The 12,092-nt window shown below is 62.2% G+C and carries 12 protein-coding genes and 1 tRNA gene; 8 read left to right on the top strand and 5 right to left on the bottom strand.

What is annotated here, in order from left to right:
• Window positions 1-107: 107 nt before the first annotated feature.
• The 4 genes from HAHE_RS16655 (at window position 108) to hisH (ending at window position 4,621) form a co-directional block, all read left to right on the top strand.
• Complete coding sequence (locus HAHE_RS16655) at window positions 108-2,249, top strand: DUF255 domain-containing protein (RefSeq protein ID WP_338686007.1); 2,142 nt, start codon at window positions 108-110, stop codon at window positions 2,247-2,249.
• Window positions 2,250-2,297: 48 nt separating this feature from the next.
• Entirely contained in the window at window positions 2,298-3,341 is a 1,044-nt protein-coding gene (locus tag HAHE_RS16650; RefSeq protein WP_338686005.1) for a PTPDL family protein, read from the top strand.
• A gap of 61 nt (window positions 3,342-3,402) precedes the next feature.
• On the top strand, window positions 3,403-3,993 hold the full coding sequence (hisB, locus tag HAHE_RS16645; protein WP_338686003.1) for an imidazoleglycerol-phosphate dehydratase HisB: 591 nt from the start codon (window positions 3,403-3,405) through the stop codon (window positions 3,991-3,993).
• A 19-nt stretch (window positions 3,994-4,012) separates the two neighbouring features.
• On the top strand, window positions 4,013-4,621 hold the full coding sequence (gene hisH, locus HAHE_RS16640; protein WP_338686002.1) for an imidazole glycerol phosphate synthase subunit HisH: 609 nt from the start codon (window positions 4,013-4,015) through the stop codon (window positions 4,619-4,621).
• Window positions 4,622-5,015: 394 nt separating this feature from the next.
• On the opposite strand, the gene HAHE_RS16635 is transcribed toward hisH, so the two are convergent.
• The gene (locus HAHE_RS16635; protein ID WP_338686000.1) at window positions 5,016-5,321 is read right to left on the bottom strand and encodes a hypothetical protein; all 306 of its coding nucleotides are present in this window, start codon (window positions 5,319-5,321) and stop codon (window positions 5,016-5,018) included.
• A gap of 133 nt (window positions 5,322-5,454) precedes the next feature.
• Here HAHE_RS16635 and HAHE_RS16630 point away from each other — a divergent pair, with 133 nt between their 5' ends.
• From HAHE_RS16630 to HAHE_RS16615, 4 genes are read left to right on the top strand one after another with little or no spacing between them, the layout of a single operon-like run.
• Window positions 5,455-6,810, top strand: coding sequence for a sulfatase (locus HAHE_RS16630; RefSeq protein WP_338685999.1), 1,356 nt, complete (start codon window positions 5,455-5,457; stop codon window positions 6,808-6,810).
• Window positions 6,807-8,174, top strand: coding sequence for a sulfatase (locus tag HAHE_RS16625; protein WP_338685997.1), 1,368 nt, complete (start codon window positions 6,807-6,809; stop codon window positions 8,172-8,174). The genes HAHE_RS16630 and HAHE_RS16625 overlap by 4 nt, the downstream gene beginning before the upstream one ends.
• A gap of 46 nt (window positions 8,175-8,220) precedes the next feature.
• On the top strand, window positions 8,221-8,967 hold the full coding sequence (locus tag HAHE_RS16620) for an alpha/beta hydrolase (RefSeq protein ID WP_338685995.1): 747 nt from the start codon (window positions 8,221-8,223) through the stop codon (window positions 8,965-8,967).
• The gene (locus HAHE_RS16615; RefSeq protein WP_338685993.1) at window positions 8,964-10,439 is read left to right on the top strand and encodes a sulfatase-like hydrolase/transferase; all 1,476 of its coding nucleotides are present in this window, start codon (window positions 8,964-8,966) and stop codon (window positions 10,437-10,439) included. Before HAHE_RS16620 ends, HAHE_RS16615 begins: the two co-directional genes overlap by 4 nt.
• A gap of 46 nt (window positions 10,440-10,485) precedes the next feature.
• Here HAHE_RS16615 and HAHE_RS16610 read toward each other — a convergent pair whose 3' ends face one another.
• The 4 genes from HAHE_RS16610 to HAHE_RS16595 all read right to left on the bottom strand — a co-directional run bounded on the left by HAHE_RS16610 (window position 10,486) and on the right by HAHE_RS16595 (window position 12,010).
• Entirely contained in the window at window positions 10,486-10,665 is a 180-nt protein-coding gene (locus HAHE_RS16610; RefSeq protein WP_338685991.1) for a hypothetical protein, read from the bottom strand.
• 141 nt (window positions 10,666-10,806) lie between these two features.
• On the bottom strand, window positions 10,807-11,238 hold the full coding sequence (locus HAHE_RS16605; RefSeq protein ID WP_338685989.1) for a hypothetical protein: 432 nt from the start codon (window positions 11,236-11,238) through the stop codon (window positions 10,807-10,809).
• 69 nt (window positions 11,239-11,307) lie between these two features.
• A complete protein-coding gene (locus tag HAHE_RS16600) occupies window positions 11,308-11,793 on the bottom strand; it encodes a hypothetical protein (protein ID WP_338685988.1) in 486 nt (161 codons plus the stop codon).
• Window positions 11,794-11,935: 142 nt separating this feature from the next.
• A tRNA-Asn gene (locus HAHE_RS16595) sits at window positions 11,936-12,010 on the bottom strand.
• Window positions 12,011-12,092: the final 82 nt, after the last annotated feature.

Raw genomic sequence — 12,092 nt, 5'->3', positions numbered from 1 at the left:
GGATCGGAAATTGCTGCTGAGACTAGCTTGGGCTTGTAGGGGAGAAAGCCTTTTCTGCAGTGTGTCAGTGTTGACCGGATGCTCGCCCCGGCCGCCGCAACCCATCGATGAAAGCTCTCCCCACCCTCCCTGCGCTTATTACCGCCTGCTTCCTGATAGGCGGATGCGATCGGGCACCCGTCGACGATGAGACCTCCCGGGAACCGATCATCGCGCCGGAACTCCGGGCCAACCAAGTGGCGGAAGCTCCTTCGACATTCCTTCACCACGCCGGCAATTCGAAGATCCACTGGCAGCGCTGGAATCCGGATCTGCTCCAGAAGGCGGAGGACTCCCAGCGACTGATTTTCGCCCTCATCGGCTCCGCCCGTTACCCCGGTTCATACGAAACCCTCAGCGCCCTCGAGGGAGATCCTGACATCGTCAGCCGCCTCAACAACGATTTCGTCCCGGTTCTCGTCGACCTCGACATCTGCCGCGAGACCGCGCTGATGGCCTCCGCCCTCAGCGCCGAGGCCCGAACCGGGGTTTCTTTTCCGTTTCTGTTGCTGCTCGCCCCCGACGGCTCGCCAGTCAGCTGGCTGCCGATCCGCTACGAAAACGATCCCGCGCTGCTGCAGTTCTTCGACAACTCCGTGGAGGTGCTGGCCCGCCTTTGGGCAGAGTCGCCCAAGTATGTCCTCGAAGACAGCGCGGCCAAAACCACGCTCAGGAAGGCGAATATTCCCGCGGTCGATCCGGCGGTGGATGACCCGGACGAACGCGACACCCTCTACCGTTCATCCATCCGGCGGCTGACCAGTTTCTACGACGAGGACGTCCAGACCTTGGCCGGCACCGGCGGCCTGATCCCGCTCGGCGTACTGGAAGCGATCTCGGTCGCATCCATCCACCCCGACCTGCCGGATGACCTCAAGGAGCGGAGCACGCGCACTCGCGACGGATTGCTCGACGCCATCCTCCACAGCGCCATCATCGATCCCCTCGATGGCGGCATCTACACCGCCCGGCGAGGTTCATCGTGGAATCTGCCGATCTTCATCCGCGACTGCGCCACCCAAGCGAGAGCGATCCGGATTTTCTGCCGGTTGCATGTGGAGGGGGCGAATCCGGACACCCTCGACAGTGCGAAGCAGGCGGCATCCTTCGCCGAATCCCAGTTCCGGACTTCGGAAGGCCTCTTCGCCATGGCGGCGCAGCCCTCACCGACCCCGGATGGCGATTGGCTGTGGACCATCGAACAACTGAAAGCCGTTCTCACCGCGGAGGAATACAAGGTGTGGGACACCCTTTCCGAATTCGACCGCCTCGGCAACCTGCCTTCCGAAGCAGATCCCCAACGACGCTTCTTCCGGTTGAACTCCCTCGCTCTCCGCAAGAGCTTCGAAGACGCCTCTACCGAATCCGGCCTGACGGAAGCCGAGGTCCGCACGCTTGCCGAGTCGGGAAGGAAGAAGCTGCTGAAGGCCCGGGAAGAGAGATTCCCCTCGCCACGCCCCGATGGCACCCCTTCCGCGACCGCGAGTTTCCGCATGGTCTCCGCCTACGCCGCGCTCCATACCGCAACCGGCGATCCCGTGTGGAAGGAGAAGGCACAGAAGCTCGGCAAGCTCTGCCGCGAGTCGTTCGGCGACGCCCGGTTCCTGAACGAACGCCCGGGCGACAACCCGGAACCGATGAGCGACGGCCGCGCGCTCACCTACGCCATCGCCGCACAAGCTGCGATGGATCTCGGCGCCGTGACCCTGGAGGACGAGTGGAACCTCTGGGCGCAGGACCTCTGCACGCTGCTCGGCGAAAATTTCGTAAGCGGGGGCGACCGACTCGACGAAGCGCGCCCGGGAAGCAAAGTCATCAATCTCGACTACGAGGACAGGTCGATGGTGTTCGGTGACTCAACGGCGGGACTGACGCGACTCAACCTCTCGAGACTCGCCGCGCTGGGCTTTCAAACCCCGCCGGCCCTGCATCCGTGGACGGAATCGATCCCGCCGATCGACGAGAATCCCGTAATCTACACCGACAGCATCAACGCGCTGGCACACGGCAAACTGCGCCACCGCATCGCGGTCGGACCGGACGCCCCCGCTCCGATGGCCGATGCGATCGCCGCATTGCCGCTGGAACGGTTCGAACGACGCAGTGCCCGCCAGCCCGGCGGGACGGTCGAGATTATCGGACCGGACCGTCAAGCCTCGACACTGACGACGGTCGCGGAAATCAAGGCATTGGACTCGACGAAAGACTGAATCGATTTCCGCTCGCCGCCCGATCCCGGCCGCCGGTAAGCTTCCCGCATGAAGCCCAGCCTGCTCGCAATTGCCCCGTTCGCCCTCTCCATCGGCCTCGCCGACACCATCCGGCTCAAGGATGGCACGGAATTCGAAGGATTCGTCATCAGCGAGGAGGGCGGTGAGTACCTCGTCGCGGTCCAAGTGACCAAAACGATCCGTGACCAGCGCAAGATCCCCAAGGCGGATGTCCTGGAAGTCATCGCGGAGAAGAAGGACGAGCTCGCCTACGAGAAAATCAAGGACCTCGTTCCGACGCCGGACCTGCTGGAGCTCGAAGACTACGACAAGCGGATCGAAGCGGTCGAAGGCTTCATCGGGGAATACGGCTCGTCACCCATGGCCAAGAAGGCGTCCGAAATGCTCAAGACCCTCGACGAGGAACGCGAGGTGATCCGGGAAGGCGGCGTGAAGTTCGAGGACAAGATGATCCCGGGCGACGAGCGCGACGAGAAGGCCTACACGCTCGACGCGGAAATCGCCGCCTCGAAGGTCGAAAAACTCGCCTCACTCGGACAGAAAACCCAAGCGCTGCGCGCGTGGGAAGAACTGCAATCCGGCTTCCCGACGAGCCGCGCTTATCTCGATACGATTCCGCTCGCGATCAAGCTGATGCAGTCCCTGCAGACATCGGTTGAAAGCCAGCTCGCGACCCTAGACGAGCGCCTCAAGAAGCGGGCCGACGGCATCGCGAGAATTCCTGAGAAGGACCGCGCGCGAAGCCAGCAAGCGATCGACGAGGCCTCCGCCGCCTACGAGCGCCGGGTGGCGCAGGAGAAGGAGGCCGGCATCAAGTGGCTCAGCCTCGACCCGTTTCACAAGGAACCGCTCAACGCCACACAGACCCGCCTCCGCCAGGAGATCCAGCGGCTTGAGCGACTCGACACCGCCCAAGTGCCGGACGGCGACAACGTATGGGCCGAGAGCTGGGAGACGCTCAGCGGCAGCCCGACCATGGACGAAGCCCGAAAGGCGGTTTCGAACGCCAGAAGCGCCCGCTTGCCCGAGCCCTACCTCAAGAAACTCGAGGCCAAAATGCCCTCGAACTGAGAAGCGTCTTTTTCCTGCCGCGAATTGACAGACGGGCCTCCCAGCCCGCCAATGGGCGCGCATGCAGAGCCGGACTTCCAATCGCAGCCGATCCACTGCGGAAACACGCATCGAGCTGTCCATCGATCTCGATGGCAACGGGGAATCGAAGATCTCGACCGGGATCGGGTTCTTCGACCACATGCTGACGCTCTTCTCCCGCCACGGGCTCTTTGATGTGAACCTCGAGGCCGAGGGAGATCTCGAAGTCGATTTCCATCACACTGTCGAGGACACCGGAATCGTGATCGGTGAAGCGATGCGCGAAGCGCTCGGCGACAAGAAGGGCATCCGTCGCTACGGCTGCTGCTACCTACCCATGGACGAGACGCTCGCACGCGTCGTCGTGGACCTGAGCAACCGCCCCCATCTCGAATTCCGGGCGCCATCGGACACTCCGTCCGCACCGAACTTCCCGTTCACCTTGGTCGAGGAGTTCTGTCGCGCCCTGGCGTCGAACCTGAGAGCCAACATCCACGTCGAATTGCTCTACGGCCGCGATGGCCACCACATCGCCGAAGCGATCTTCAAGGGGCTCGCCCGCGCGCTGCGGCAGGCCTGCGAGAACGACCCGAGGGTCACCGGCATCCCGAGCACCAAGGAAGCGCTCTGAACGAGCCCCGGTCCTCCCCATGAAGGCAGGCATCATCGACTACGGCGCCGGCAACCTCCGGAGCGTCGCCAACGCGGTCCAGAGCCTCGGCATTGAACCTCGCATCGTCGCAGAGCCATCGGGCTTCGAGGGCCTGACCCACCTGATCCTTCCCGGAGTCGGCGCTTTTGGCGACAGCATCCGAGAATTGGAAAGCCGCGGCCTCGCCGAGCCGATCCGCGAGTGGGTTCGGGCCGACCGGCCGTTTTTCGGGATTTGCGTCGGCTATCAGCTTCTCTTCGAAGCAGGCGAGGAAAGTCCGGGTTCGACCGGACTCTCGATCTTCGACGGCAACGTCGTCCGCTTTCCGGATGACGGGCGCAAGATTCCCCACATGGGATGGAATGCGGCGACCGCCACCCACCCGGACGATCCGATCTGGGACGGACTGGGCGAAGCCCCCTACTTCTACTTCGTCCACTCCTACTATCCGGAGCCGGAGGACCCGGAGCTGGTTGCGATGTGGACCGAATACGAGGGCGTGAGATTCGCCAGCGCGATCCGTCGCGGCAACCTCCTCGCCACCCAGTTCCACCCGGAGAAGAGCCAGCAGGCAGGACTCCGTTTGCTGGAAAACTTCCTCAAATAGCGGTCGACATCACGGCGCCTGCGCGAATTCTGCGCATCGTTGTGAATAACTTGTGGAAGAAGTGACTCAACACCCCGCCATCCCTGAAGCACTTGTTTGAAATGAGTGAATTTCTTTGAGCGGATCTCAAAAAGTCATCTTCGCCTGCTGGCTGGAGCAGGGACAGTCAGCCCGACTTATTCGTAGTGAATAACTCGTTTCAAACGGCTGGAACACCCGGAGAATATGGGGGCGATGCAGATCTCGCCGCCCTTCTCAGATCTTCCACAGGTTATTCACAACCCATGTTCGGATGGGCAGGAAGGCACCTAATTCGTTTGAAACGAATACGTCACACAAATCCCACGACCTCTCGGACCCTCACGTGGATTGTGAATAACTTGGGTAAAAACCGTCAGCCACGGCTTAAACTCCCTCCGTCCGGGCCTCCGCCACTCCCGAACAACAGCCGCAGCACGGAACGGACCAAGGCGAAACCGAGATAGAGCAATCCGAACAACAGTCCGAAGACGATCGCGAGTCCAACGACCACGATTCCTAGAACCACCCACACGGGCCACCATCTCCGGTCCAGTTTCAGTGTCCGGAAACGTCCGAATCCACCCCAAGCACCACCGCTCGCCGAATCGTCGGCAGCAGCAGCCGGTTCCGGCGGCTTGCCGTCGATCTCGATGACCTCGGCTTCGATCGTCTCAGGCATGGGCGTCGAGCATGGAGCAGGATCGCCTCCAATCAATGGGAAGATCGGCTTTCGTTTCCAATCCCGCCTCCGAAGCGACGGAAGACTCACAAATCCGCGAGATTCGGTGGTCGGAGACCGTTTTAGTAGGCCCATGTACCGATATCTCCTTTCCCTCCTCCTGATCCTCATGCCGGCCGCCGCAGCGCCGCCGAATTTCGTCATCATCTTCACCGACGATCAGGGCTATGGAGACTTGGGCTGCTTCGGCTCCGAGAAGATCAAGACGCCGAACATTGACCGGCTCGCGAAGGAAGGCCGTCGCATGACGAGCTTCTACGTCGCGTCATCCGTTTGCACGCCATCCAGAGCCGCGCTCCTGACCGGTTGCTATCCGAAGAGGGTCGGGCTCCATCGCCACGTGCTTTTCCCGCAAAGCACCACCGGCCTCAATCCGGAGAAAACAACCACGATCGCGGATGTGCTGAAGACCGTCGGCTACAAGACCGCCTGCGTCGGCAAGTGGCACCTCGGTCACCATGCCGAGACGCTCCCCACCACCCAAGGATTCGATTCCTACTACGGCATCCCCTACTCGAACGACATGAGCCACCCCGACAACAAGAGCAAGTGGCGGGGATCGCTCGACCCGATCTGGAAGGCCCAGGCGGAGTCGTTTTCCAAGTGGAACGCTCCTCTGGTCGAAGGCACCGAGATCATCGAGGCGCCGGCGGACCAGCGCACCATCACCCGCCGCTACACCGACCGCGCCATCGAGTTCATCAGCGAGAACAAGGACCAACCTTTCTTCCTCTACCTCGCTCACTCGATGCCCCACATCCCGCTCTTCGTCCCGGACGACGTCGCCGATCCCGATCCGCAGAACGCCTACACCTGCGTGATCGAACATATCGACGATCAGGTCGGGCGGATCGCCGACAAGCTCCGCGAGCTCGGCCTCGATAAGAACACCTACCTGATCTATACCAGCGACAACGGTCCTTGGCTCCAGTTCAAGCATCACGGCGGATCCGCCGGGCCGCTCCGCGCCGGCAAGGGCACAACCTACGAAGGCGGACAGCGGGTGCCGTGTGTCGTTTGGGCTCCGGGTCGGGTTCCGGCCGGGACCGAGAGCGACGCCTTCACCTCGACCATGGACATCCTGCCCACCATCGCCGATCTCGCCGGAGCGAAACTCCCCGAACAACGGATCGATGGCCACAACATCCGCGGGAGCCTCACCGGCAAGGCCGACTCGCCGCGCAAGGAAATGGTCTTCTACACCGCAAGGGGCGAACTCGAGGGCATCCGCTCTGGCAACTGGAAGTTCTTGCTCAAGAACTCGAAGAAGAAGGCAACCCCCGAACTCTACGACCTGTCGTCGGATCTGGCCGAATCCGCCAATCTGGCGAAATCGAAACCCGAAGTGGTCGAGTCCCTCACGCAGCGCATGCGCGCGCTCGACAAGGAGATCACCGAGCACGCCATCCCCGTCTGGACCAAGCCATGACCGTGGTGAAGTACCTCCTGTTGGCGACGGCACTGGTCCTGCCCTGCCTCGCGAAACCCAACATCATCCTCTTCTACGCGGACGACCTCGGCTGGACCGACCTCGGCTGCCAGGGATCCGACTACTACGAATCCCCCAGAATCGATGCCCTCGCGAAGGAGGGCATGACCTTCAGCCAGGCGTATGCGGGAGCGGCCAACTGCGCGCCATCACGAGCCTGCCTCATCACCGGACTCTACACTCCCCGTCACGGCGTCTTCACCGTCGGCAAGTCGGATCGCGGAAAGTCGAAGGACCGCAAGCTGATCCCGATCGAGAACCGGACCGTCCTCGATCCGAAGTTCCCCGCCCTGCCCCAAGCCCTGCAGAAGGCAGGCTACGCGACTTGCGTGGCCGGCAAGTGGCACCTGTCCAAAGACCCGAAACCCTACGGCTTCGACCACAACATCGGCGCCTGCGATTGGGGTCACCCAAAGAGCTACTTCTCGCCGTACAAGTCACCCGTGCTGAAGGACGGTCCAAAGGGGGAACACCTTCCCGCGCGGCTGGCGAAGGACGTGTCGGATTGGATCCGCACCCGGAAAGACGATCCGTTTTTCGTCTACTTCCCGTTCTACTCGGTCCACACGCCGATCGAGGCCGAGTCCGAAGTGACGGCCCGCTACAAGTCGAAGACAGCGGGCACCCACCACGACAACCCGAAATACGCGGCAATGATCGACGCGATGGATCGGGCGGTCGGAACCGTCCTAGACACCCTCGCCGAGCTCGGACTGGAAGACGACACCATCGTGGTCTTCACCTCCGACAACGGCCCCCACGCCGGTTTCTCGACCGCGGATCCTCTGAGCGGCAGCAAGGGCATGTATCTTGAAGGCGGGATTCGCGAGCCGTTCATCGTCCGCTGGCCGGGCAAGACCAAAGCTGGCAGCAGATGCGACATTCCGGTGCATCAGGTCGATCTGTTTCCCACCCTCGTGAAGGCAGCGGGCGGAGAACTTCCCGAACTTTTGGACGGCGTCGACTTCGGCCCGTTGGCGGCTGGAGGAGCCATCGGATCCCGGAACCTTTTCTGGCACTTCCCGGGCTACCTCGAAGCGTATGGCCCGGTCCACGGCGATCAGTCGAAGCATTTCCGGACCACTCCATGTAGCGTGATCCGCAAGGGCGACTGGAAACTGATCGAGTATTTCGAAGACGGTTCGCTGCGCCTCTTCAATCTGGCTGATGACCCGTCCGAAAAGCAGGATCGCTTGCAGTCGGATCCTGAGAAAGCCGAAGAGCTGCTCGGCGAACTCAAGGCGTGGCGCAAGGAGACCGACGCACCGGTCCCGACCCGGCCAAATCCGGACTACAAGGGCTGAAGCTCTTTCGCATGCGCACTCGGGAAGCCGGTACAGTCTGATCCGCATGAGACGCTTCCTTCCCCTGCTCGGCTTTCTTCTGCTCCCCGCCTGCACCTTCCTGCCCCGGCCTGCACCCGTCCCCGTGCCGACCGAGACGCATGAGCCCGAGGGCAAGGCCGATGAGCTCGTGATCCTCCTCCCGGGCCGCCACAGCCTCCCATCGGAGTTCCGGCGCGAAGGATTCCTCGAACTGGTCCGGGGCAAGCACCCCTCGGCGACGATTGTCGCCCCGGACCTGCACATCGGCTACTACCGGAACCGTAGTGCGACCGAGCGTATCCATCGCGATCTCGTTGTGCCCGCGCGTGAGGCGGGCATCCGAGATGTCACCCTCGTCGGCATCTCGATGGGCGGGCTCGGTGCCGTGCTCTACGACCTCGAACATCCCGGAATGGCGAAGTCGCTCGTGCTGCTTTCTCCCTTTCTCGGGGATGAGGAAGTCATTGAGGACATCCGGGCAAGCTCCGGACTCGAATCGTGGAGGCCAAAAGGCCCTGAGCCCGACGGGTTCAGTCGCAGAGTGTGGATCGGTTTGCAGAAACAATGGCTTAACGGACATTCCCGTCCCGACCTCCTGCTCGGCTGTGGTCGCTCCGACCGCCTCGCCGCCACCAGCAAGCTCTTCCAACGCGAGTTCCTTAACCGTGGCGAGGCTGCTTGGCTGGCGGGCGATCATAATTGGCCGACTTGGAAGTGTCTGTATGCCGAACTGAATCGCCAACCCCGCGTCCCCGAAACCCTTGAACCATGAAAACACTCGCCCTCGCCATTCTACTGGCTTCCCCCCTGTCACTCTCCGCAGCAGGAAAGCGACCCAACTTCCTGATCATCGTTGCCGACGACCAGGCCACGTCGGACTTCGGCTTTTACGACCCCAAGTCGACCCTCGAAACCCCGAATCTCGACCGCCTTGCCGCCGAGGGCACGGTCCTTGATGCCGCCTATCACATGGGCTCGTGGTCGGGAGCCGTGTGCACTCCGTCACGCCACATGATCATGTCCGGCGCCTCTGTCTGGCATTTACCGCGAAAGAAGCGCGACGGAGCCGGAGCGAAGCTGGCGGCGAGCCTCGCAGACAACAGCCTCGCCGCGGTCTTCAACCGGGCCGGCTACGACACCATGCGTACTTGCAAGAACGGGAACTCGTTCGCGGCCGCCAACCGGAAGTTCCAGGTCGTCAGGGACGCCAGCAAGCGGGACGCCCCCGACCCGTTGGGCAGCGGATGGCATGCGCAGCAGGTCCTCGATTATCTGGCACAGCGGGAAGTGGAAAAGGACCCGGACCCGTTCCTGATCTACTTCGGCTTTTCGCATCCGCACGATACCCGGAACGGCAAGGACGATCTGCTGGCGAAATACGGTGCGAGCAATCACACCGACCGGTCCGTTCTGCCGAAACTCGGGGCAAAGTCACCACCGCTGCCACCGAACTATCTCCCGCGCCACCCGTTCGACAGCACCCACATGGGTTGCCGCGACGAAGTCAACGTTTCCGGGGTTTGGGACAAGCGGGACCCGGCGACGGTGCGGAACGAAATCGGCCGCGAGTTCGCCTGCAGCGAGAACATCGACATCCAGGTCGGCAAGGTGCTCGCGAAACTGGAAACCATGGACCAACTGGAGAACACCATCGTCATCTACACCTCCGACCACGGGATCGCAATCGGCCGGCATGGCCTGATGGGCAAGCAGAACCTCTACGAGCACACATGGCGCGTCCCGTTCATTGTCAAGGGCCCCGGGATCAAGGCCGGACACCGGGCACCCGGCAACGCCTACCTCATGGACCTGCTCGCCACCTGCTGCGACTTCGCCGGCATCGAGTCCCCTCCGACCAATGAGGGCACCAGCCTCCGCCCGATCCTTGAAGGCAAGAAGGAAACGGTCCGAGACACCCTCTACGGCGTCTACTGCGGTGGAACCAAACCGGGAATCCGCAGCGTACGAAGCGGCGATTGGAAACTGGTGAAGTACGAGGACGAGAAGAACGGCACCGTTCATACCCAGCTTTTCGATCTCGCCTCGAACCCGCTTGAGCTGCTCCCCGCCCACCATGACTCCGCCGTCTCGAAGCTCACGGGGATCAAGCCGGACGGAGTGCAGACCAACCTAGCCGCCAAGCCGGAGTTCGAAGCCAAGCGGAAAGAGCTCGAGGAACTACTGCTTCGGCAGATGAAGGATCACGACGACCCTTACCGGTTCTCCGACCATACCGGGAGCTGAAGCCGGCTCTGGCGCAGCCGACGATGACCCGCGAAGGGCCGTGGACTCACCTCCAACCGAGGCTTTCCCCGCGCTGCTCGTACTCGGAACGCCGGAACTGCTTCATCTCGTGTGCCTCCGGCGCGACCGCCTCTTCTTCGGCGGCCAGCCCGCCACGGGACCCGCAATTCGACAGGAGAAGGGCGGCGAAAGCCGCAAGCAATCCGAACAGCAAAGGTGACTTCATGGGCGGAGCATCCCAAACATCGGCCAATTCACAAGCCACCAGTTGTTGGATTTCGGAAAATCCCCCCTTTCCACGGACAAGGTGGGCAAGCCCGACCGTCTTTCCATCCCTGCCCAGCCCGACTCCCTTCGACCCGGGATTTCAAGAGGCGCGATCCTCCGAGCACAATGCCGAAACTTCACCGGAAAGCCGCTGCTCGACGGTGGGAATCCGCAGCAACCGCATGAGCCAGGACGACGATGTGACCTTCGCATATCGAAACATCGGTCTCCCGCGCAATTCCCCAGGCCAGAGGATCACGCTCGCGAAATCGGTGGAGAAAAAGAGTCCGGGTGAAAGCGCTTCTCCCAAACGGATGCCGAGCTCGTGCAGGAAGTCACCATATCCGCCTGCGTCGCCCGAAACCTCATACCATTCTCGGGGACCAGTTGCGAAACAGAGGAACCAATCATCCGCGAACGGGCCGTTCTGGTTTGTGCACTCACCGATTACCACCACATCCGATAGGGCCAGTTCCCAACCGTCGCCGGCTTGCCCTTCATAGCGAATCAGACCTTCTTCGAAGCGGATCACTCCGGAACTTCGGACATGACCCTCATCCGCCTCCGAGTCGACCATTACCCGACCAGCCATACGATCGCTTCAGTAGCTCGTGTTCGGATTACTCCTCAGTTGTGGCTGGTTGTACTGCAGCCGCCTCGCGGTGTCGTTGTCGAACATCCGCTTGTTTCTCTCAAGCGCATCATCGTACGAGCTGGTTCCACCTCCCGAAGGCTTCGTGTAACCCTGTGAGGAGCCCGATGAGGAGTTCGCGACGGCGGCCGCCCATGCCCGGGACCGTTCCTGCCGCTGGAGCTCCCTAGCCTGATCCTTCTTCACTTGGCAGTAGATCGCGAACAAGTGGTCCTTCTCGGCCGGCGTCGCATGGGTGTAGGCCGTCTCAAGATCCCGCAGTTCCTCGTCATAGGTGAGGTGGCGATGCATCCCGTCGCGATTCGAGATCACGAAGTCCGTCCAAGTCCTGCCTCCCGCCCCCCGGGCAACCTCCCTCTCCTCCCTCCAAGCCGAACCGGCACAGGATACCAGCATCAGCACCACCACCATCGCCCCGATTCCGCGCACCTTCATGTTCGCTAGGCTAGGAAAGCCACCCGCACGAGCACAGCCTCGAAAGCAACCTCATCACCAACGGCTCACACAAGGTGCCGACACCGCCACAGAGACCGAAAAAGGCGAAAGGCGCGACCCGTTGAGGGTCAGCGCCTTCCATTGGCTCCGGCGGTTGGGATCGAACCAACGACCTAGTGGTTAACAGCCACCCGCTCTACCGCTGAGCTACACCGGATTATTTGGGTCGCCCCTTGCGGGGCGGGCGGAAGATGAGGTCAGGGCCCGACCCTAGGCAAGGGAAAAATGGGCCGGTTGAC

Origin of the sequence: Haloferula helveola, assembly GCF_037076345.1 — a bacterium.
GTDB lineage: Bacteria > Verrucomicrobiota > Verrucomicrobiia > Verrucomicrobiales > Akkermansiaceae > Haloferula > Haloferula helveola.
This window is presented reverse-complemented; position numbering and strand designations above follow the sequence as displayed.